This is a genomic window from Tessaracoccus sp. MC1865 (assembly GCF_017815535.1).
In the GTDB taxonomy this organism is placed as follows: Bacteria; Actinomycetota; Actinomycetes; order Propionibacteriales; family Propionibacteriaceae; genus Arachnia.
In genome coordinates, this window is sequence record NZ_CP072596.1 from 1,741,353 (window position 1) to 1,762,746 (window position 21,394).

Genomic DNA, 21,394 nt, shown 5'->3' on the forward strand with positions numbered 1-21,394 from the left:
TCAGACCGCTCCGGCGGGCCGGCCGTGGCAGACCTTGTATTTCTTACCGGAACCGCAGGGGCACGGCTGATTGCGGCCCACCTTCGGCTCCGACTTCGTCACGGTCACCCCGGTGCGCGTGGCCTCACCGGTCTCGTCCGGCGCCGAGTAGGAGAGGTTCCTGTCGGTCTTGCGCTCGAGGCCCCGGGCCAATGCGGCCGGGAGCTCCTGGCGTGGCTCCTCAACTGGAGCCTGGATCTTCGGGGTCTTGACCTTGTGGTCCGTCTTGGAGGGCAGGCTCTCGGTGAGGGAATCGACACCGACCGCAGACCCGTCGCCGTCGGTCACCAGCCCCACGTTCAACTGGGGCTCGGCCGCCGGTGCAGCCACTTCGAGGTTGAAGAGGTAACCCACGACCTCTTCCATGAAGGCGTCCATCATGGCGTTGAACATGTCGCCACCCTCGCGCTGGTACTCGACCAGCGGGTCACGCTGTGCCATGGCACGCAGACCGATGCCCTCGCGGAGGTAGTCCATCTCGTAGAGGTGCTCACGCCACTTGCGGTCGAGCACCGTCAGCAGGACCTGGCGCTCCAACTCGCGCATGGTGTCCTCACCCAACTGCTCTTCGCGCTTCTTGTAGGCGGCATCCGCGTCCTCGAGGAACATCTCGACCAGTTCGCCCTGCTCGGGCAGGTCGTCGGCGATGTCGTCCATGTCGATGGTCACCGGATACAGCGTCTTGAGTTCGGTGAACATCGTCTCGATGTCCCAATCCTCCGGGATGCCGACGGTGTGCTGACGCACCACGTCGCTGACGACACGCTCGGTGGCGGCCTTCAGCTGGGCCGAGACGTCGGCGCCGTCCAACACCTGGCGGCGATCACCGTAGATGGCGTGGCGCTGGCGGTTCATCACGTCGTCGTACTTGAGGACGTTCTTGCGCATTTCGAAGTTCTGACCCTCGACCTGCTTCTGCGCCCCCTCGATGGACTTCGACACCGACTTCATGTCGATCGGCACGTCGTCGGGGACCTTCATCATGAGCAGCGCGCGCTCGAGCAGTTCGGGACGGAACAGGCGCATGAGGTCGTCGCTGAGCGACAGGTAGAACCGCGATTCGCCCGGGTCCCCCTGGCGACCGGAACGGCCACGCAGCTGATTGTCGATGCGCCGCGACTCGTGACGCTCTGAGCCGACGACGTACAGACCGCCGAGCTCAACGACCTCTTCGTGCTCCACCTTCACCTGGTCCTCGAGCGCCTTGAGCGTCTCGTTCCACCTGGCTTCGTACTCCTCGGGCGTCTCCTGGGGGTCCAGGCCCTCCTTGCGCAGCTGGAGGTCCGCGAGGAACTCGGGGTTGCCGCCCAGCATGATGTCGGTGCCTCGGCCGGCCATGTTCGTCGAGACCGTGACAGCACCCTTGCGGCCGGCCTCCGCGACGATGGCGGCTTCGCTCTCATGGTGCTTGGCGTTGAGGACCTTGTGCGGGACGTTGGCCTTCTTCAGCAGCGCCGAGAGCACCTCGGACTTCTCGACGGATGCCGTACCGATGAGGACCGGCTGGCCCTTCGCGTGCCGCTCCGCGATGTCGCGGACGATGGCCTCGTACTTGGCCTCCTGCGTGCGGTAGATCAGATCCGCCTGATCGACGCGGACCATGGGTCGGTTGGTCGGGATCGTGATGACGCCCAGACCGTAGATCTTCTGGAACTCGCCCTCTTCCGTCTTCGCGGTACCGGTCATGCCGGCCAGCTTCTCGTACATGCGGAAGTAGTTCTGCAGTGTGATGGTGGCCAGCGTCTGGTACTCGTCCTTGATCTTGACGCCCTCCTTCGCCTCCAGCGCCTGGTGCAGACCCTCGTTGTAGCGACGGCCGGCCAGCGTGCGGCCGGTGTGCTCGTCGACGATGAGGACCTCGTCGCCCGCGAGGACGTAGTCCTTGTCACGCTTGAACAGTTCCTTGGCCTTGATGGAGTTGTTCAGGTAGGAGATGAGCGGTGTGTTGGCCGACTCGTAGAGGTTCTCGATGCCGAGTCGGTCCTCGACCTTCTCGATGCCCGGGGCCAGGACGGCGATGGTGCGCTTCTTCTCGTCCACCTCGTAGTCGACGTCACGGCGCAGCGTCAGCGCCATCTTGGCGAACACGGGGTACCACTCGTGGTTGTCCTCGGCGGGGCCGGAGATGATCAGCGGCGTGCGGGCCTCGTCGATCAGGATGGAGTCGACCTCATCCACGACGGCGTAGTGGTGGCCGCGCTGGACCATGTCGGCCTTGCGAAGTGCCATGTTGTCGCGGAGGTAGTCGAAGCCGAACTCGTTGTTGGTGCCGTAGGTGATGTCGCAGTTGTAGGCGGCACGGCGCTGTTCGGGGGTCATCGACGTCAGGATGGCGCCCACCTCCAGGCCGAGGAAGTGGTGGAGGCGGCCCATCTGTTCGGACTGGTACTTGGCGAGGTAGTCGTTCGTGGTGACGACGTGCACGCCCCTGCCGCTGAGGGCATTCAGGTAGGACGGGAGGGTGCCGACGAGTGTCTTGCCCTCACCGGTCTTCATCTCTGCGATGTTTCCCCAGTGGAGGGCGGCGCCGCCCATGATTTGCACGTCGAAGTGACGCTTGTCGAACACGCGGACCGACGCCTCGCGGACGGCAGCGAAGGCTTCCGGCATGATGCGGTCCAGGGACTCTCCGTCCGCGATCCGGTCACGGAACTTCTGCGTCTCTTCGCGAAGCTCCGCGTCAGACATCGCCTGGAACTCTTCTTCGATGGAATTGACTTGGTCGGCCACCTTCCGCAGCTTTCGGAGCTGTGCTCCCGAGCCGAGGCCGCTCAGAAAGTCCATGATTCCCACGGGGCGCATCCTTCGTGTCGCGTTGCGTGCCGGGCCGGTGCCGACTACCGCCAGCCATCCTAACCCCACTCGCCAAGGGGCGCAGAACAGCGCTCGCCCCGACTTTTCGGTCGGGGCGAGCGCTGTGGGGCCGTGGCTCAGCTCACATCGAGCTGGATCACGCCGTAGTTGTAGGCCTTGCGGCGGTAGACCACGGAGGGACGGCCGGATTCCGCATCCTGGTACAGGAAGAAGTCGTGGCCGACCAGTTCCATCTCATCCAGCGCCTGCGCCAACGTCAGGGGCGCAGTTTCGAAGACCTTCTCGCGCACGACGAGCGGGCCGTCGCCGGTCACCACAAGGCCGGCGACGTTCGTGACGGGCACGCCCTGCTCCTCCTCCTCGGTCGGCTCCGGTGCGGGAGCGAACTCGGGAACGGCGCCGGCGCGCAGGCCACGGTGGGTCTTGCGCCGGTCTGCCGCCCGACGAAGCTGGGACTTCAGTCGGTCGAGGGCTATCTCAAATGCAGCGGTCTTGTCTTCGGCATTGGCTTCGGCACGGATCACGGGTCCCCTGCTCCGCAGAGTCAACTGGACCGTGGTCGCGTCGGACGGGTTCTTCGTCCCCTCGGATGCCTGGAATTCGACTTCAACCCGAATGACCCGGTCACGCAACCGTTCGATGGTGGCCAAGCGCTCGCTGACGAGCTCCTTGACTTCGGGGCTGATCGTGCACTGACGACCTGTGACGACGATGTCCATTTTATCCTCCGTCTATCAGGGCTTATGCCCACTGACGACTTGCTACACGACCGGGAGGGATCCCGGTCGGTATGCACAACGCCGCAGGTCGCCCAGCGAGGTGGGCCTGCGGCGTGTCCATGCACCAACGCTACCCTCACCCTCAAGGGTGCGTCACTCGTTTGCTGGTGTGTCCCGGAAGTTTCTCCGCCTGGGCGATGACGGCACCTCCCCACACCGGCACGCCCGCCGCCCGCAGCGCGCGGACCGATTCCCGGAGCGAGGCACCCGAGGTGGCGACGTCGTCGACCACGACGACCGGCGCCCCGTCTGCCTGCGCCACCATGGAGTGCGCCAGGTTGCTGCTGCGCTGGAGCTTCCCCAACCCTGACTGGTCCTTCCCCGAGCGTGACCGCGACAGCAGCGGCCTCCACTGCAGCCCACAGCGCCCGGCGGCCCGGGCGGCGAGCCGCCGTGCATGGTCGAATCCCCGGTCCCGCACTGCAGAGGGTCGCGACGGCACGGGCACCAGAACCGCGTCCGGCGGGGGCCTGAGCCCCGCCACGGCACGGGCGAGGAGGTCCCCCAGCGCTGCGCCCAGATGCAGCGCGCCATCATCCTTGTACCGGGGGATCACGTGTTCGAGCACAGGGCGGTACTGACATGCCGCCACCAGCGGCACGTCGAGCCCGCGGTCGATCAGTTGCGGCGGATCCGAGAGCAATGCGCGGCAACCGGCACACAGTCCCCAGCCTGGGGCCTGACAGCCCGGGCACGATGCTCCGAGGAGCAGGTCAGCGGCGGCGTGGAAGAAGGTCGACACACCCCCACTGTGGCCAACGGGTGGGCCTCTCCACCGTTGTCCACAGATCAGCCGGGATAGGCCACCGCGGTCACCTCGTCCGCCAGGCGGGTCCACCGGGTGCGGGCCTCGTAGCGCCAGGTCACGTCCAGGTCGGTCGTGACCGCTATCGGTCCGCCGCCCAGACGCACGTTCGACGCGATGTCGACGATTGCGCCGGTGATCGCGCCCAGGTCCTGCACCACCGAGCCGTCCAGCTGCGCGGTGAAGATCGAGCGCACCCCGGCGCTGGTGGCGGCCACCGCCAGGGACGTCTCCGCCTGCCAGGTGGGCGCCACCGGGTCTGTCAATGCGTCACCGGCAGGCGCGACGATCTCCAAGGGCCGCCATTGGGTCGCGGAGATGGGGTTTGCCCCCAAGAGTGAGGCCACGCCGAGCGTCGGCACCCCTCCGACGTCGGCAACGATCAGGACCCGGGCGCGGGAGGGAGACACGGAGAAGTCGCTGATCCGGCCCACTCCCAGATCGGCGCTGACCAGTTGCGCCTGACCGTCCCGGTCGATGGTGGCCATGCGGGGAGTCCCGGTCATGTCGTTGCCCAGAAGCCACAAGGTGCCCAGCACAAACTGAGGGGAGCGCAGATTGCTCAGCGGCAGGTCCACCTTCGAGACGGGGCCACCCAGTCCGCCGGTGGACAGCTCCGTGCGGTCCTCGTTGATGACGGCCATGCTGCCCCCGTCGACGGAGACAGCCACGTCCGCCACCCGGAAGCCGATCTCGGGCATGATCTCGAATTCGTCCTGGCCGGTGATGCGACCCACCCGTGAGCGACGCACGCCGAACAGGTCCGTGGCCGCTGCCCGGGACAGCACCTGGTAGCCCTGCTGTGTGGCCAGTTCGAGCACGCCGTTGGCCGAAGCGCCCGGGATGGGTACCGTCCGCCCACCCTCCCTCGTGACGATCATGCCCGTGACGCGTGGGATGGACGTGAGCGTCCACAGCAATTGGGCGCCCAGCCGGCGCAGGTCGTCGTCGCCCAGGACCACGGGAAGGCGGGCGAGGTCCACGGTCACCACGCCGCTCTGGTCGATGGTGGCGCCGCCATCCCCGAGCCTGACCCCTCGGGGCAGCGCGTCGATGACCGAGCGGCTGATCTCCTCGGCCGGGCCCCTGAACAGGGCCTGTAGCACGTTGCTGGGGGTGAGGAGCGATTCGGGCAGGTGGATGGGGTCTGGCACCACGTGCGCGCCGACGCGGCTCATGAAATAGAGCGTGACACGCGAGTAGTAGCGCTCGAAGTTGTACCGGGTCAGCAGGAGCCCGTCCGGCGGGGCGCTGATCCGCCACTGGCCCTCCTGCTCGACGAGGCCGAAATCATGCTCGAACGGTTCGGTGTGCGCGGTGTAGCGATGGGTCTCGTCCAGGTGTCCGATGGCCGTGCCGGTGGCCGCCGCGGCATCCATTCCGCCGGTGACTTCGCCATCGAACACGACCGCGTCGACGGGGGCCCAGCCCGAGGCCGCCTCGCTCGTGAGGTACTGCCGGGCGATGGCGTACTCGCCGTCGGGGTCTGCCATGGCCTGAAGGAAGCCCTCGACGAGACGCACCGGCGTCATATCCTCGCTCGGCGGCTCCGGGGCGATGTCGATGCCCCGCGGCTGCGCGGCCAGAGGCACCTGCTCGACGGGCCCGGACGTCGCAATGGTGGTGCAACCGGTCAGCGACAGCAGGAGTGCCGTGAGAGCGGCCACAGCGCGTCTCATGCGCTCACCTCCTTGTCATCAGCCGGTACGACGGCCAGCGGCGAGCTCGTCAACTCGTGCCCTGACTCCCGCGGCAGCGTCAACCGGAATTGGGCACCGCGCCCCGGCCGGCCCCAGGCCGTCAACCACCCGCGGTGCAACCGGGCGTCCTCCATCGCGATCGCAAGCCCCAATCCCGTGCCACCCACCAGCCGGGTGCGACTGGGATCTGCGCGCCAGAACCGGTCGAAGACGCGGGCCGCGTCCTCCGCCTTGAAGCCGACGCCGTAGTCGCGCACGGTCACCGCCACCGCGTCGTGGTCCGAAGCCACCCTGATCACCACCGGCCTGCCCTCGCTGTGCTCGATGGCATTGGTGATCAGGTTGCGCAGGATCCGCCTGACCCGACGGGTGTCGACCTCGGCGGTGGTGTCCTCGTCCACCTGTTCGAACCGGAGCTCGACACCCAGGGCCCCGGCCATCGACCGGCTCCCTGCCACCTCTGCGGCGGCCAGCGACGCGACGTCGGTCTCGTCGAGGGCCAGGACTGCCGCACCCGCGTCGAACCGCGAGATCTCCAGGAGATCCGCCAGCATGAGGTCGAACCGGTCGATCTCGAGGCTCATCAGTTCCGCCGAACGCGCAGTGATGGGGTCGAAGTTGCTACGCGCATCGTGCAACACATCCGCGGCCATCTTGATGGTGGTCATCGGGGTGCGCAGCTCGTGGGACACGTCGCTGACGAAGCGTTGCTGCAGCGTGGACAGCGTCTCCAGCTCACGGATCCGCTGCTGGAGCTCAGCGGCCATCCGGTTCATGGAGGTGGCCAGCAGCGCCAGATCGTCGGTACCACGCACCAGCATGCGCTCCCCCAGCTGACCGGACGCCAGCTGCAGCGCGGTGGTGCTGGCCTTCCGCACCGGCCTCACCACCTGCACCGTGACGAGGTAGGAGATCAACCCGAGTGCTGCCACCAGCGCCACGCCGGCCGCGATGACGGCTCCCTGCAGGGCGCTCAGGGTCTGCAGCTCGGTGGTCATGGGAAAGATGTAGAACACCGGGTAGCGCTCCCCGGTCTCGCCGATCAGTGCGGCACCGATGGCCCAGCCGGGCTCCGGCTGCATCGTGGGGTCGGTGAAGACCACCCGCGTCGGGGTGATGAACATGCCCTGGTCCTGCTCCACCCGGTCACGCAACCCGACCGGTACAGACTCCGCGCGGATGCCGGTGGAGGTGAGGCTGGAGACCGGCCCCTGGATCACCACCCGGTACTGCGCCGCTTGGGCGTCGGCGAGGTCCGCCAGCCGGCTGAGCGATTCATGGATGGCGGCGCCCCGCGCCTCTGGCGTGCGCAACTGCTCCTGCATGAACGCGTAGACGCCCGACGCCTCGTTCAGCGCCGCCTGTCGCTTCGTCTCGACGACGCCCGCCGTGGCCTGACGCATCAGGACGACCCCGGCCAGCGTCATCAAGACCATTGACAGGCCGAGCGTCGAGATCAGCACCCGCAGCGGCAGGGAACCCCACCACAGTGCCTTGAGCCCTCGCGCGGGACGTGCCCGGGTGCTGTCAGTTCTGCGTTTCACCGGCGCGGTATCCAATGCCGCGGACCGTGATCACGATTTCGGGGTGTTCCGGGTCCTTCTCGATCTTGGCCCGCAGCCGCTGTACATGCACGTTGACCAGGCGGGTGTCTGCCGAGTTGCGATAGCCCCACACCTCGTCGAGGAGGGCCTCGCGAGTGAAGACGTGGGCCGGGCGGCGTGCCAGGGCCAGCAACAGTTCGAACTCCAGCGGGGTGAGGGGCAGGTGTTCCTCACCCCGCTTCACGAGGTGGGACGAGACCGAGATCGCCAGGTCTCCGATGGTCAGGATGTCCGAGCCCACTTCCCCGCTGGTGCGGCGCAAGCGGGTACGGATCCGGGCGATGAGTTCCTTCGCCTTGAACGGTTTGGCCACGTAGTCGTCGGCCCCCGCCTCGAGACCGGCCACCACGTCCGAGGTGTCGGACTTGGCGGTCAACATGACGATCGGTACGCCGGATTCGGCGCGGATGTCGCGGCAGACGGAGACTCCGTCGCGCCCCGGCAGCATGAGGTCGAGAAGCACGAGGTCAGGACGGGACTGGCGGAACTCCTGCAACGCCTCGTTGCCCGTCCCGCACCGGACGGTCTCGAACCCCTCCTGGCGCAGGACGATCTGCAGCATCTCTGAGAGCGCCGCGTCATCGTCCACCACCAGTATCCGGGCTTTGCCCTTGGCCTCGGTCACCCCAGCCTCCTTGCTCTGCCGTCAATGGTAGCGAGAGGCCGTAGCCGTCACACTGCGGTCATCCGCAGCGGGCCTCCCGGCATGGTGTGCAGCATCCGCAACGTCTCGGCGTTCTCGTCGAAAATGGTCGCGATCCTCAGCGAAGCGTCTTTCCACCCATCACCGCGGTGCAACGCAGCGTAGCGGGTTTCCAGCTGGCCCAGAATGGCCTCGACCTTACGCATCCGCCAGTTGCGGGCACGCGGCGACGTGGCCGAGGGCCCTGTCCTGGCGACGGCGCACTGCAACTCGGTGGTGGCGCACATGGTCACCGCGCGCTCCAGCAGCATGTTGGTCACCATCCTGGCCTGCTTGCAACCCGTGACGATGCGTTCGACGCTCTCCGCGAAGGCCAGTTCCTTGCGCTCCTTACGCGTCACATCCGCCACGTGGCTGTCCTGCCCGTCGCCGGTCCATTCGCTGTTCCGGATCCGGCCCTTGTTCGCGCGGACGGTTGCCACGATCTGGTCCTGCTGCTGCACGACGTTGCCCCACTGGCCCGCCGCCTCCCCGAGGAGATCAGGGGAACGCCTGCTGGCCCCCAGCCAGGCGTGGTGGGCGCTGATGGCCGTCAACCGGGAGTTGATGCTGATCCAGAGACCCACCGCCTCCGCTGCGATCCAGGGTGCCCGGATGGTCTGGCCCAGGTTCTCGAGGCGGCTGAGGACGAGGAAGTTCTCCACCACGTCGTTGCGCATCGCCGTCCAGGCGAGGCTGCGCGCGGAGGACAACGAGTTGCTGATCGCGTCATAGCGTGGGCTGCTCACGAGTTCATCCCTCCGAGGCTGTCAGTGGCCTGCGTTTCGTTCTGGTCGTAGTTGTTGGAGGCGGCGTCCAGCGCCATCGCCTGAGCTTCGGCCTCGAGCCCAGCGTCAGAGGCGGCCTGCACGCTGCTCTCCACCGCGGTGCGGTAGGGCGGCACCGCCTCAGTCATCACGCCGAACATGGCTCCGGGCTCCGGCGTGGACATGATCGTGTCCTGCATGGGCTTCGACCGGTCCGCGAGGTCGCTCCAGTTGGTGGATTCCCTGCGCAGTTGATCTGTGTTCACCGAGTAGTCGGAACCACCGGTGGAACTGTACGTGGAGGTGGGCTGCGCGAAGGAGGTGCTGCCCGATGGGCGGGTGCCCGTCTGGCTGCCCGTGCTGGTGTACGTGGGGCTCGTCGAGGTGTACGTGGTGCCGTCCTGGGGACGCACGCCCGTCTGGTGGCCCCCGTCGTACTCGAAACCACCGCCAGACTGCGAGCCCGGCGAGTTGGTGCTGGGATCGGTCTCCGAACCGCTGGCATCCCCGGCGGCCACCGGACCGCCCGGGTAGTGGCTGGTCGACGGGGCCTGGGTGCCACCCGGCCCGCTGCTGCCGGGCAACGTCGTGCCTGGAACGGTGGTGCCGGGTGCCGTGGTGCCGGGTGCCGTGGTGCCGGGCGCCATGGCGCCCGGGGCGTAGGAGCCGCTGCCGGGTCCCTGCTGGTAGACCGACTGCAGGCCGGTGGACTGGACGCCTGCGGTGGGAGCGTTGTTCTTGCCATCCCGCTGGCGGACCTTGCTCAGTGGGGTGTCCGGGACGCCGTCTCCGTCCGTGTCGACGAGCGGGTCCTCGATGATGCGACCGTCACTGTCCACTGCGACCAGCTGATCGAGACCGCTGCGACGGAGGGCCTCCCGGAGCTGTTCCGCGTCCAGAGAGTCCTCCGTGCCGGCTGCCATCAGGCCCCCACCGGGCGCCGGGAAACCGCCAGGGCCGAACATTGCCCCGGACGCACCGGAACCCGAAGGTCCGAACAGCGACGGGCCGGCGAGCCTGCCGGCCTGCGCCCCCTGCAGCATGGTGGGGATGCCACCACCCGCGGCGCCGGGGCCGGCCGACATCATGGGCTGCATGGCGCCCGCCCCACCCGGGGCGGCGCCCACGCCACCCACGGTGGCGTTGGGAGGCATCATCGCGGGGGGCATCGCTCCTGCCCCGCCACCCTTCCTCCCACGGGTGCCGGAACCGTGCAGTGCCATCGCGGCGGCCTTCCTCCGTCGACGGTCCTCGCGGTTCTTGTCCGTCTCGGCGCCCGTGACTTCGCCGGGCACGGCGTATTCGTCCTCGTCCAGCGCTCCCCAGGGATCCGCCGCCAGGGGTCCGTCGATCCGGGCATGCAGTTGGGGTGAATCGAAGCGTACTTCGTCGCCCTTGTTGTGGTCCGTCATCGGGTTCCCTTCGCCATGATGGTGAGCAGGTCTCGCTGTGCCTGGAAGAACTCGCCGGCCAGTTCCTCGTGTTCGCCGGGCACGAAATGGGGCGGGTGGTAGTTGGCATACGCGCTGCGTGCTGTCTGCAGCACAGCGGCTGAGATGTGGTCGGGGGTGGCGGTGCGCAACCAGTTCCGGTCGAACCGGACGGCCTCGGCCAGGCCCGACCAGGTGAGCGACACGGAGACGGGACCACGCTGGGCCACCGTCTTCTCACCCTCGATGTCCGCCCACCTGATCTCGTGGTCCGGCCTGTCCCTGAGTGCCGCCTGTCGCTCGCCCAGGGCCACGATGCGCTCCTGCACGGCGTCGAAGTCATCCCACGTGAGGGGCGACTCGGGATCCGGAGTTGGCTCCGGTAGAACGGCGAAGTCCAGCGGATCAGAAGCACCGGCGGATCGAACCGAAGCGGCGAAGAAGGCCTCTTCGAAGGCGTCCTCCAGCGTGCGGTTGGGTCCGAGGATCTCACGCCAGCGCGGTGAGACGTGCACCTTCGTGAGTTGCCGGACATCCTCGTCGATCCAGATCCGTACCGCCAGCCGGGCATCGGCGAAACCGTGCGAGGGGTGCCATTCGTCCGAGTCGTCGGCGACGGCGGCTGCCTCAGCGACAACGTCTGCGGGAGGAGCCAGGATCTCGTCGTCGAAGTTGTCGTCGGTCACGAACGGCCCTCCTCGGTAGCGGCATACCCCCGAAGTCTTACATGCGCAGGGGTCATCTCGGTGACCCGCGATGGTCAGTTCAGAGCGGGTTCTTCCGTCCAGGTGGACCATCTTCCGGGGAGGCCGCCCATGCGTCGCAGCACGCGGCGCCACAGGCCGTCCGGATTGCCGAACACGTCGTCGGCGCGCACCTCCGTGCGGAACCAGGAGCCGCGGATCAGTTCGCCCTCGAGTTGGCCGGGCGACCACGAGGAGAAACCGACGAAGAGCCGCAGACCGATGAAGGAGGATTCGAGCAGTTCGCTCGGGAACCGGAGGTCCACGAGCCCGACATCGCCCGCGAGCCTCTCCCAGCCGGGCGGTTCCACGCCCTCTGCGGCCGGCTTACCCAGGGCCAGCACCACGTCGCTGTTGACCGGGCCTCCTTCGAAGAGGATGCCAGGTGGGCTGAGAAGCGGTGCGAAGTGAGCCGCGGCGGCCTCCGGCGGCATGTCCGAGACCACGTTGAGACAGACGCCGACGGTGCCCTCAAGGTGGTGCTCGACGATCAGGACGACCGAGCGGTCGAAGTAGCCGCCGCGCCCAGGTTGGGTGGCGACGAGCAACTGACCCACGGCGATCGCACCGGTATGCATGCCCACCACCCTAACGGGCGCGCGTCACGAGGGCAGCAAAAAACCTCGTGCCCACCCGCTGGTCAGCGGATGGGCACGAGGCACAGGGGTGGAGGTGGCGGGAATTGAACCCGCGTCCTCAAGAGATGTTCCAGGACTTCTCCGGGCGCAGCCGACATTGTCGTCTTCTCGGTCCCTGCACTCTTCGTCGGCAAGTCGCAGACAGACCCAGTATCAGTAAAGTCCCGAGTAGCCCCTGATACGCAAGCTACTCAGCAAGCCTTCTAAATGAGGCCAGGTACCGGACCGAAGGCTCGTCCGGGCTGACCCTTCGGTCGCTGATCAGGCAGCGAGAGCGAAGTCAGTGCTGTTGTTGTTGGCACTTATTGGTTTCCACGCAGCGTTTACGAGATAAACGTGGATCCTCGGCCCGCTTCTCCTGGGACTACCGTCCCGAGTCGAAACCAGTCACCCCCTGTTGAGTTGTTCACACCATTCTAGCGCACGTCAGCGGATTGCCTGCTTCGGCCGATTCGACCTCGCGAGCAGGAACGGCTCGAGCCGTCCGGTACCGGACTGTCCGTTGAATGCACGCACGGACGCCCAGATCGTGCCGCCGAACCAGGCCAGCCACGCCAGGAACATGAGGCCCTCCGCCCCGAACACGATCCCCAACAGGAACGCTGCGGCTGCCACGGCAGCCGCCGTCAGTTGCAGACTGAGGGCCCGGCTCGCCTCCCACCAGACGCGGCTGCCCGGCGTGGCCACCGCCTTCACGACGACAGGCCCGAGGAACCAGGTGAAGAGGCCCGACAACTGGGTCAGGCCCGCCCCGAGGTTCTCGGCAGGAGACGGTTGACCCGGCCTCGGACGGGTGAGCACAGCAGGGGCGATGCGGGCCAGCCCCATCAGGGACCGGTTCAACTCCACGCGGTCGCGGGCGTTCAACGCGAGGTCGAGGCGTCGATCCAACTCAGCCTCGTCGATGGAGCGGTCCGCGTAACAGGCCTGCAGGTGGTCCACTGCACGGTCTCGCTGCTGGTCGGTCACTCCGGGGAACTGCTGGTACTCGCTCATGTATCCATTGTCGTCGGAGGGTCGCCTCGGCAGTACCGGGAAGCACCCTGAAAACGACCCTGGACGGGCCCGGGTGAGGGTCTCAGCGGTTGTTGTACTTGTTGCGGTGCGCCAGGGCCCGCTGCATCTCGCGCTGGGCATCGCGCTCGGCGATGGCGTGGCGCTTGTCCCAGTCCTTCTTACCGGTGGCGACGGCGATCTCGACCTTCGCGTAGCCGTCCTTGAAGTACAGGGACAACGGGATGAGCGTGCGGCCGGAGTCGTCGGTGGCGCGGGAGAGCTTGTCGATCTCCTTGCGGTGCAACAGCAGTTTCCGCGTACGCCGGGCCGAATGGTTGCGCCAGGTGCCGAACTCGTACTCCGGGATGTTGGCGTTGATCAGCCAGGCCTCACCCTGCTCATCGACGGTGGCGTACGCCTCCGCGATGGTGGCGCGGCCGGCGCGCAGCGTCTTGACCTCGGTACCCGTCAGAACTAGGCCGGCCTCGAACACGTCACCGATGTGGTAATCGTGCCTGGCCTTCCTGTTCTGTGCGACGAGCTTCTTTCCGGTCTCCCTGGGCATCCGGTAATTAAACCACGCCTCAGTTGAACCAGCCGGACAGCGGGTTCACGACCCGGCCGTTCTCCCACACCATCAGGTGCAGGTGGCAACCGGTGGAGTAGCCGGTGGAGCCGACGTAGCCGATGACCTGGCCCTGCTTCACCCGGGTGCCCACGCCCACGATGTAGTGGGTGGCGTGATTGAAGCCGGTCGTGACGTAGGCCCCGCGGACATAGCCGTGGTCGATCATCAGGCGGTTTCCATAGCCACGGTTGAAGTAGCGCTCCGTCACGACGCCATCCGCGGGCGCGCGGAGGGGGGCCCCGCACGCGGCGCCGAAGTCGGTACCGTCGTGCAGCTTGCGGTAGCCCAGCACGGGGTGCAGGCGCATGCCGTACCTGGAGGTCAGGCGACCCTCGACGGGGCGGATGAAGACGGAATTGTTGCGCGAGGAGCTGGATGATTTCTTCGGCGCTGAAACGGCTGCCGCGGCCTGCGGTTTCGGGGCCGGCTTCTTGGCGGCCGCCGCGTTGGCTGCGGCGGCCTGTGCGGCAGCGTCACGGGCCGCCTTGTCGCGGGCGGCCTTGTCTCGGGCAGCCTTCTCTGCAGCTGCCTTCTCTGCAGCTGCCTTCTTCTGAGCTTCGATCCGCTGCTGGATGCGCTTCTCGACGTCGGCGTTCTCGGCCACGAGTTCACGCTGACGCGTCTCCTCGGCGACGACCTGCTGACGGGCGCTCTCTTCGGCCTTGTCCCTTGCGGCCACCAGGTTGGCGACCTGGGCCCGCAGCGCCTCGGCCTGCTCCTGCACCGACTGCTTCTCGTCGAGCTGACGAGCGGCGGCCTGCCGGGCCTCGTCGGCGACATCGCGGGCGGCGTCGGCGGCCTGGCGGGCCTCGTCAGCAGCCTGCTGGGCAGCGTCGGCCCGGGACTCCGCGTCCTCCAGGGAAAGGCGGCGCATCTCCAACTCGTCGAGTTGCACCGCCGAGGAGGTCATGAGGTTCTGGGCCAGCTGCGCACGCTGGTTGAGGTTCGACGCGTTGACGTCGGTGAAGATCATGGCGAGGGTGACCAGGCCGGTGCTGTGCTGGGTGGTGACCAGGATCTCTTCGTTCAGCCGGCGATTGACCGAGTCGAGGGCGGCCTGGGCTGCGGCGACGTCCGCCCTGGCCTGGTCGAGTTCATGGTTGGCCACTTCGAGCTTCTCGGTGGCGATGTCCAGTTCCTGTTCGGCGACGGCGAGCTCGTCGGCGCGCTGCTTGTCGAGATCCTCCGCGGCGCGGAGTTCCGATTCTGCCTTGGCCAGCTTGGCGCCGGCGTCGGCCAGCTGCGCGCGGGCCACTCGGGCGTCCTCGACGGCGGAATCCCGCGCGGCTTCAGCGTCGTCGATGACGGAGGCCTGGCGCGCGATCTCGCGCTGGAGATCTGCTTTGCGATCGGTCAGATCATCAGCCTGGGCTGGTGTCCAACTCGCGAATCCCAGGAGGACTGCCAGCACGCCGGCGACGATGCCACGGGGCAGACCTGAGATCCATGTGCGAACTGCGGGCGGGGGGGGAAGGTCCCGGTTCACGCTCGTCTCCTTATCAGATACGCAGATATCTTCTGGTTGCGAGCAGCGTCGGGATGATGGCGAGGCCAACACCTACCGCTGCAATGGACACAATGGCAGCCGCCAGCTCTCCCCAGCCAATCCAGGGTAAAGCGGCGATTGAGGTTCGAGCGTTCTGGTCGATGATGAACCAGAAGCCCAGCGTGAGGGTTGCCGCGGCGATGACGACGCCGATGAGGGCGGCGACCAGTGCCTCCAGCAGGAACGGCAGGAGGATGTAGATGTTCGACGCGCCGACCAGCCGCATGATGCCCATCTCTCGCCGCCGCGAGAACGCGGCCATCCGGATGGTGTTGACGATCTGCAACGCAGCCGCCAGCAGGAGCAGCAGGCTCATGGTGATCGTGGCCCACTGCAGGGCGCCGAACCACTTGAAGATGGGCTCCAGGATGGAGTTCTGGTCCTGCACCGCCTGCACGCCCTGGAGCCCGCGGGCCTCGCTGGACACGCCTGCATAGTTCTCCGGGTTGTTGAGCTTCACGCGGAAGGAGTCCTGCATGTCTTCCACGGTGCGGGAGTTGACGGCCGGCGAGTCCCTGAAGACGCGCTGGAACTCAGCAAGGGCCACTTCCTTGGACTCGTAGACCACCTCGGAAACCTCCGGGTTGGCCTCCAGGGTCTGCTGGATGGAGTCGCGCTGCGCGTCGGTGGCGCCCTTGCCGGGCTCGCAGCGGCCGCCCTGGGTGTCAGGAGTGCAGAGGAACACCTGGACGGTGATCTTGTCGTACAGAGTGCGCTTGGTGAGGTCGACTTCCATCGACGTCAGGAGGCCCGCCCCCAGGAGTGCCAGCGAGACGGACATGGTGACGACGACCGCGATCGTCATGGCGATGTTGCGCTTGAGACCGGACCAGGTTTCGCGAAGTGAATGCCGCATGATGTGTGAACTCTCCCCTACGCCGAGCCGTAGATGCCCTTGGCCTGATCGCGGACGAGTTCCCCGTCGCGCAGTTCCAGGACCCGGCGACGCATCTGGTCGACGATGGACGAATCGTGGGTGGCCATGATGACGGTGGTATCGACGCGGTTGATCCGGTCGAGCAGCTTCATGATGCCCACCGAGGTTTCGGGATCGAGGTTGCCCGTGGGTTCGTCGGCGATGAGGATCTTGGGGCGGTTCACAAAGGCGCGGGCGATGGCGACGCGCTGCTGCTCACCACCGGAGAGCTCCTCGCAGGGCCGGTCCTCCTTGCCGGCGAGGCCGACCATCTCGAGGGTGTCCGGGACGACGCGGCGGATCTCCCGGCCGGGGCGCCCGATGACCTGCAGCGCGAACGCCACGTTCTCATAGACGGTCTTGCCGGGGAGCAGCCGGAAGTCCTGGAAGACCGTGCCGATCTGGCGACGGAGCCCGGGGACCTTCCACTCGGCGAGCGTGCTGAGGTTCTTCCCCGCGACGTACAGAGTGCCCTTTGTCGGGCGGTACTCGCGGAGGATGAGTCGCAGGAAGGTCGACTTGCCCGAACCCGACTGCCCGACGAGGAAGACGAACTCTCCCCGGGCGATCTCGAGGTTGACGTTCCTCAGGGCAGCCCGTTGCTGTCCTGGATAGAACTTCGTGACGTCCTCGAACGTGATCACAGGGGCACTCCGGCGGTTGGGGAAGAAGCTGAGAAACTCTCAGCGCGAACGAGTTTAGGTGAGCTGGGCTCCCCACTGCCCAGCGACACGCCGTGGGTCAGGCGCCCGTCTCGGCCTTCTTGCGCCAGCGGATGCCGGCGTCGATGAAGCCGTCGATGTCGCCGTCGAACACGGCATCGGGGTTGCCCACTTCGTGCTCCGTGCGCAGGTCCTTGACCATCTGGTAGGGGTTCATGACGTAGGAGCGCATCTGCGCACCCCACGAGTTGCCCCCGTCGCTCTTGAGCGCGTTCATCTCCTTCTCGCGCTCCTGACGCACCCGCTCCAGGAGCCGGGACTGGAGGACGCGCAGCGCCGCGGCCTTGTTCTGCAACTGCGACTTCTCGTTCTGACAGCTCACGACGATGCCGGTGGGCAGATGCGTGATGCGGACGGCGGAGTCAGTGGTGTTGACCGACTGACCACCGGGGCCCGAGGAGCGGAAGACGTCGATGCGCAGGTCCGACTCCGGGATGTCGATCGAGTCGGTCTCCTCCGTGACGGGGAGAACCTCGACGCCGGCGAAGGAGGTCTGGCGGCGGCCCTGGTTGTCGAAGGGCGAGATGCGCACGAGCCGGTGGGTACCCTGTTCGACCGACAGCGTGCCGTAGGCGAAGGGCGCCTTGATGGCGAAGGTGGCCGACTTGAGCCCCGCCTCCTCGGCGTAGGACGTGTCGTAGATCTCGGTGGGGTACCCGTGGCGGTCCGCCCAGCGCAGGTACATCCGCATGAGCATCTCGGCGAAGTCTGCGGCGTCGACGCCACCGGCCTCGGCACGGATGGTGATCAGGGCGTCACGCGGGTCGTAGTCACCCGAGAGCAACGTGCGGACCTCGAGCGCCTCGATGTCCTTGCCGAGCTTGTCCAGCTCACGGAGGACCTCCGCGGTGGTGTCGGCGTCGTTCTCCGCCTCGGCCAGCTCGAGCATCAGTTCCGCGTCGTCGAGACGCGAGCGGAGACCGACGAGCCGGTCCACCTCGCCCTGCTTCGCGGACAGCTGGCTGGTCACGCGCTGGGCGTTCTCCTGGTTGTCCCAGAGGTCCGGGGCCGCCACCTGCTCCTCGAGTTCGGCGATCTCGGCGCGGACCTTGTCAAGGTCCGCGACGGCCTCGATCGAATCGAGGGAATGGCCGAGGTCGGTCAGGCGGGAGGAGAGATCATCATTAGCCACAATCGATCATTCTACCCCGCGGCGCTGGTTTCGCGCTGTCCAGCGTGTTTACGGGGAGCCTGCCCAAGCTCAGGTAAGACTGGAGGCAATGTTTGGGCACGCCCCTGACCAGCGGTTATTGTCACAGCCGACGGCCTGACAGTGACAACACGATGAAGGACGAGACTTGATGAAACGGATCGGCGCAGGACTTGCGGCGTTGCTGACGGCGACGTTGGGCATCGTGGCACTGCCACAGACCGAGGCGGCGGCAGAGGTGGATGTCTACACCACGCCCGGCATCCACCTCCTCAACGGACGCGAATGGCGCACCGACTGTGAGCCCTACTCCTCGACGGTTGACCGCTGCCGAGCCGAGATCAAGGCGACCGTGGTGAAGGTCGAGGCCGGCCAGTTCGTGGAGGTCACCGACTGGGCCTTCAACAACCTCACGTACAAGCCCAGCCCCCGCTCCAATTGGAAGGGCAACCCGCTCGGGGAAGCCGGCGACTACGTCATCGACGGGCGGCAGTGGCGCACGGAGTGCGACAACGCACAGACCGGCAACAACGCGTGCCGCAGCTACATCCTGACCACCGTCTACGGGGTCAAGACCATGACCCCGCGCACCTACGAGCAGTCCAATCAATGGGTGTTCAACAACATCGTGCGTTTCAGCGTCGCAGCCCTGCCGACCTTCTGCAACGCCGCCCCGCTGCCGGCCGGCTTCGCCCTCACCGAGGCAGGACGTCCGCACGCGATCAAGACCCCCTATTCCCCGAACACGTTGTACAACCCGACGTCGATCAGCAACTTCATCAAGGCGACGGCTAAAGCCAGTAAGGAGGCGACCACTGCCAATGCCCGGGAGGGCCAGAAGTGCCTGGCCCTGCTCGCCGCTGGGCACCTCATGAACGGATCGGAAACCACCCGTAACGCCGCCGGCGAGATCGTGCGCTGGTTCCCGTACATGTTCCGCTTCAGCGCCAACCCGACGACGGACGACCTGACGGCGCCGTGGCATTCCGGCCTCGCGCAGGGTGGCGTCCTCACCACGTTCACCCTGCTGACCGACCTGACCGGTGACCGCTCGTGGCTCACCCGCGGCGCGGAGACGTTCCGCAGCTTCGAGGTGCCGGTCTCGGAACCCGGCGGCATCCTCAACCGCGACACCGAGCACGGTTTCCTCTGGTTCGAGGAATACCCCACCACCAAGAACGGCCAGCCGCTGCCCACCACGGTGCTCAACGGCCATCTGGAGGCCCTCATCGGGCTCAACCTGTGGCACCGGCGCATGGTCGCCGAGCAGTCCGCCGGCCGCACCCCCGTCAGCCAGCCGGCTGAGATCAAGGCCCTCGTCGACGAGGCCCTCAGCACGTTGGAGCCCATGCTCGACGTGCACGAGGTGGACATCGACGGCGGCACGCTGACCAGCTACGACGCGGTGCGCGGCTACCCCGCCGCACCGCTGCGGGTCAATGGCCCGTCGACGTTGAAGGTGACCTCCGCCGCCCTGAACAACAAGAATGTCACGCTCCCCCGCACCTCGGAGACCTGGGACCGCGACGCCTACCTCGTCAACGGCACCTTCGCCACCGTGAAGGACGGCATGCCCGAGGGCTGGACCCGACTCGGCAGTTCCGCCTACTCAGGGCCCACGGGCGGCCACTACCGCATCCGCTCGGGAGGAAACGCCTGGCAGGGGCTGGAGTTCGGCTGGGCGGAGAACCCGAACAAGGGCATTCCGTCGAGCTGGCTGCAGGACATAGCCGGCAAGCCCATGACGCTCACCCTGCGCGCCTCCATCTCCTACCCCAGCGGCAGGGCCGGGGCCTCGGGTCGCGTCGCGCTGTACGAGCAGTGCGGCGCGGACGTGAAGCTCCACTACGAGAACGTGCTGCGCGGCAGCGGGCAGTGGACCGACTACACCTTCGGCTTCGACGCCCCGAAGCCCGGGTGTGACCTGCGGGTTCAGTTCATGGTGAGCCCCTACAACCGCGACGACACCGTCTTCCTCCTCGACGACGTGCAGCTCAGCTCGCAGCAGACCATCGGCTCGTCCCTGAAGCCCGCCTACGACCTGAAGGTCTACCGCACGCCGGAGAACATTCTGTCGTTGACGGGTTCGGGCAAGGCCACGGTTCAGGCCCACTACAACGGTCGCTGGCAGGATTTCACCACGGTCGACCTGACCTCGGAGCGCGTCGACATCGTGATCCCGGAGCGGTTCACGGGCCGCAACATCCACCTCGGCTACCACGAGACCCACGTCAGTGAACTGATGGCGCTCTACCGCGCCTTCCCGCAGCACGGGTATCTGCTCGAGTACGCCCAGCGCTGGGCGCCCATGGCTCCCTCCGTGCACCACACGGTGCCCAAGCCCACCACCACTTCCAGGGTGGGCACGAGCACCATGAGCATCGAGAGCGGCATCGACGAGGCCTACGAGTACCCGCTGGTCGACCAGTTCACCGGTCTGCCCTACGAGGAACTCGAGATGCTCGACGAACTCGCGAAGCCGGCGAAGTGATCCGGCGCCTCGGCACCGTCCTGGTGGCCGCCGTCGTCGCGTTGCTGGGCGTGGTGGTCTCCACGCCCGCCGCGGCCGACGTCGACGTGTACACGACGGAGGGGACGCACAACGTCAACGGCCGCCTGTGGCGCACGGACTGCTCCATGTACTCCACCACCGTCGAGCGGTGCCGCACGGAGATCCAGGCGACGACCGTGACGTTCAGCGGGAGCCGCTACGTCGAGCAGCGGGGATGGGTGTTCAACAACCTCACCTACAAATCCAGCCCGCGGGCCTCGTGGTCCTTCATGAACCCACTGGTCACCCCCGGTGACCACACGGTCAACGGCCGACGGTGGCGCACCGAGTGCGACACCGCCTGGACGGGTTCCGGGGGCTGCCGCTCCCAGCTCATGGCCACCGTGATCGAGAAGGGCTCCACCGGGCAGTACCAGACGGTCAACAAGTATGTGTTCAACAACATCGTGCACGTCACCCCGGTGCCGTGCGTGGTGTCCCAGGCCCAGCTGCGGGCCGATGTGAAGATCCCCACCACCGTGCTGCAGGGCTGCACGAAGTCTGCACAGAACGCCACCTGGGCGGCCGTGGACTTCCCCGTGGTGCTGCCCGACGGCTACCGCTTCATGTCCACCGCGTTCTACCGGCTCTCCGGCAGCACCTGGCGGCTGGCCGTGCGCAGCAGCGCGAACTGGCAGATCTGCCAGTGGGCCCGCGACAACGGCGCCCCGCAGGACCTGGTCACCAAGCACCTCGCGTTCTGCGCGCGGTGAACCCGGTGTGCGCCGAACGCGATCGCCTGTCACAATAGGGGTCGCCGTTCGGCGTTTCGGGCGCATAGCTCAGTTGGTTAGAGCACCTGCCTTACAAGCAGGGAGTCGGGGGTTCGAGTCCCTCTGCGCCCACCATCCCCGACACCGAGACGAGGTTGAGCGATGAATGCC

At 67.1% G+C, this 21,394-nt stretch carries 18 protein-coding genes, 1 tRNA gene and 1 other RNA gene; 3 read left to right on the forward strand and 17 right to left on the reverse strand.

Translation table 11 applies throughout. The features are described from left to right. From secA to prfB, 17 genes are all read right to left on the reverse strand, one after another. Entirely contained in the window at window positions 1-2,823 is a 2,823-nt protein-coding gene (gene secA, locus J7D54_RS08080) for a preprotein translocase subunit SecA (RefSeq protein WP_182763668.1), read from the reverse strand. Window positions 2,824-2,969: 146 nt separating this feature from the next. Next, window positions 2,970-3,572: a ribosome hibernation-promoting factor, HPF/YfiA family gene (gene hpf / locus J7D54_RS08085; protein ID WP_182763447.1), complete on the reverse strand. Its 603-nt coding sequence runs from the start codon at window positions 3,570-3,572 to the stop codon at window positions 2,970-2,972. A 142-nt stretch (window positions 3,573-3,714) separates the two neighbouring features. Further along, window positions 3,715-4,374, reverse strand: a complete 660-nt coding sequence (locus J7D54_RS08090) for a ComF family protein (protein ID WP_182763448.1) — start codon at window positions 4,372-4,374, stop codon at window positions 3,715-3,717. Between the two features lie 47 nt (window positions 4,375-4,421). After that, complete coding sequence (locus J7D54_RS08095) at window positions 4,422-6,116, reverse strand: GerMN domain-containing protein (protein ID WP_182763449.1); 1,695 nt, start codon at window positions 6,114-6,116, stop codon at window positions 4,422-4,424. Then, complete coding sequence (gene mtrB / locus J7D54_RS08100; RefSeq protein ID WP_255433619.1) at window positions 6,113-7,612, reverse strand: MtrAB system histidine kinase MtrB; 1,500 nt, start codon at window positions 7,610-7,612, stop codon at window positions 6,113-6,115. The genes J7D54_RS08095 and mtrB overlap by 4 nt, the downstream gene beginning before the upstream one ends. 52 nt (window positions 7,613-7,664) lie before the next feature. After that, on the reverse strand, window positions 7,665-8,366 hold the full coding sequence (gene mtrA, locus J7D54_RS08105; RefSeq protein WP_076058703.1) for an MtrAB system response regulator MtrA: 702 nt from the start codon (window positions 8,364-8,366) through the stop codon (window positions 7,665-7,667). A 47-nt stretch (window positions 8,367-8,413) separates the two neighbouring features. After that, complete coding sequence (locus tag J7D54_RS08110) at window positions 8,414-9,172, reverse strand: hypothetical protein (RefSeq protein WP_182763450.1); 759 nt, start codon at window positions 9,170-9,172, stop codon at window positions 8,414-8,416. Beyond that, window positions 9,169-10,602: a hypothetical protein gene (locus tag J7D54_RS08115; protein ID WP_182763451.1), complete on the reverse strand. Its 1,434-nt coding sequence runs from the start codon at window positions 10,600-10,602 to the stop codon at window positions 9,169-9,171. Before J7D54_RS08115 ends, J7D54_RS08110 begins: the two co-directional genes overlap by 4 nt. Continuing rightward, on the reverse strand, window positions 10,599-11,306 hold the full coding sequence (locus J7D54_RS08120; RefSeq protein WP_182763452.1) for a hypothetical protein: 708 nt from the start codon (window positions 11,304-11,306) through the stop codon (window positions 10,599-10,601). The genes J7D54_RS08115 and J7D54_RS08120 overlap by 4 nt, the downstream gene beginning before the upstream one ends. 74 nt (window positions 11,307-11,380) lie before the next feature. After that, on the reverse strand, window positions 11,381-11,941 hold the full coding sequence (locus J7D54_RS08125; RefSeq protein ID WP_182763453.1) for a YqgE/AlgH family protein: 561 nt from the start codon (window positions 11,939-11,941) through the stop codon (window positions 11,381-11,383). An 86-nt stretch (window positions 11,942-12,027) separates the two neighbouring features. Beyond that, window positions 12,028-12,396: a transfer-messenger RNA gene (gene ssrA, locus J7D54_RS08130) on the reverse strand. Window positions 12,397-12,427: 31 nt separating this feature from the next. Continuing rightward, window positions 12,428-12,997 (reverse strand): DUF1707 domain-containing protein, encoded by a 570-nt coding sequence (locus J7D54_RS08135; RefSeq protein ID WP_182763454.1) that lies wholly within the window; start codon window positions 12,995-12,997, stop codon window positions 12,428-12,430. 82 nt (window positions 12,998-13,079) lie between these two features. Next, window positions 13,080-13,562, reverse strand: a complete 483-nt coding sequence (gene smpB, locus J7D54_RS08140; protein ID WP_182763455.1) for an SsrA-binding protein SmpB — start codon at window positions 13,560-13,562, stop codon at window positions 13,080-13,082. Window positions 13,563-13,581: 19 nt separating this feature from the next. After that, complete coding sequence (locus J7D54_RS08145) at window positions 13,582-15,036, reverse strand: M23 family metallopeptidase (protein WP_182763456.1); 1,455 nt, start codon at window positions 15,034-15,036, stop codon at window positions 13,582-13,584. Between the two features lie 88 nt (window positions 15,037-15,124). Next, window positions 15,125-16,027: a permease-like cell division protein FtsX gene (ftsX, locus tag J7D54_RS08150; protein ID WP_209455094.1), complete on the reverse strand. Its 903-nt coding sequence runs from the start codon at window positions 16,025-16,027 to the stop codon at window positions 15,125-15,127. Window positions 16,028-16,044: 17 nt separating this feature from the next. Beyond that, window positions 16,045-16,731, reverse strand: coding sequence for a cell division ATP-binding protein FtsE (ftsE, locus tag J7D54_RS08155; protein WP_182763457.1), 687 nt, complete (start codon window positions 16,729-16,731; stop codon window positions 16,045-16,047). 97 nt (window positions 16,732-16,828) lie between these two features. Next, window positions 16,829-17,941 (reverse strand): peptide chain release factor 2, encoded by a 1,113-nt coding sequence (gene prfB / locus J7D54_RS08160; RefSeq protein WP_182763458.1) that lies wholly within the window; start codon window positions 17,939-17,941, stop codon window positions 16,829-16,831. A gap of 169 nt (window positions 17,942-18,110) precedes the next feature. On the opposite strand from prfB, the gene J7D54_RS08165 reads away from it, so the two are divergent. The 3 genes from J7D54_RS08165 to J7D54_RS08175 all read left to right on the forward strand — a co-directional run bounded on the left by J7D54_RS08165 (window position 18,111) and on the right by J7D54_RS08175 (window position 21,358). Next, the gene (locus J7D54_RS08165; protein WP_182763459.1) at window positions 18,111-20,450 is read left to right on the forward strand and encodes a D-glucuronyl C5-epimerase family protein; all 2,340 of its coding nucleotides are present in this window, start codon (window positions 18,111-18,113) and stop codon (window positions 20,448-20,450) included. Then, the gene (locus J7D54_RS08170; protein WP_182763460.1) at window positions 20,447-21,223 is read left to right on the forward strand and encodes a hypothetical protein; all 777 of its coding nucleotides are present in this window, start codon (window positions 20,447-20,449) and stop codon (window positions 21,221-21,223) included. Before J7D54_RS08165 ends, J7D54_RS08170 begins: the two co-directional genes overlap by 4 nt. 58 nt (window positions 21,224-21,281) lie before the next feature. Beyond that, a tRNA-Val gene (locus J7D54_RS08175) sits at window positions 21,282-21,358 on the forward strand. Window positions 21,359-21,394 lie beyond the last annotated feature (36 nt).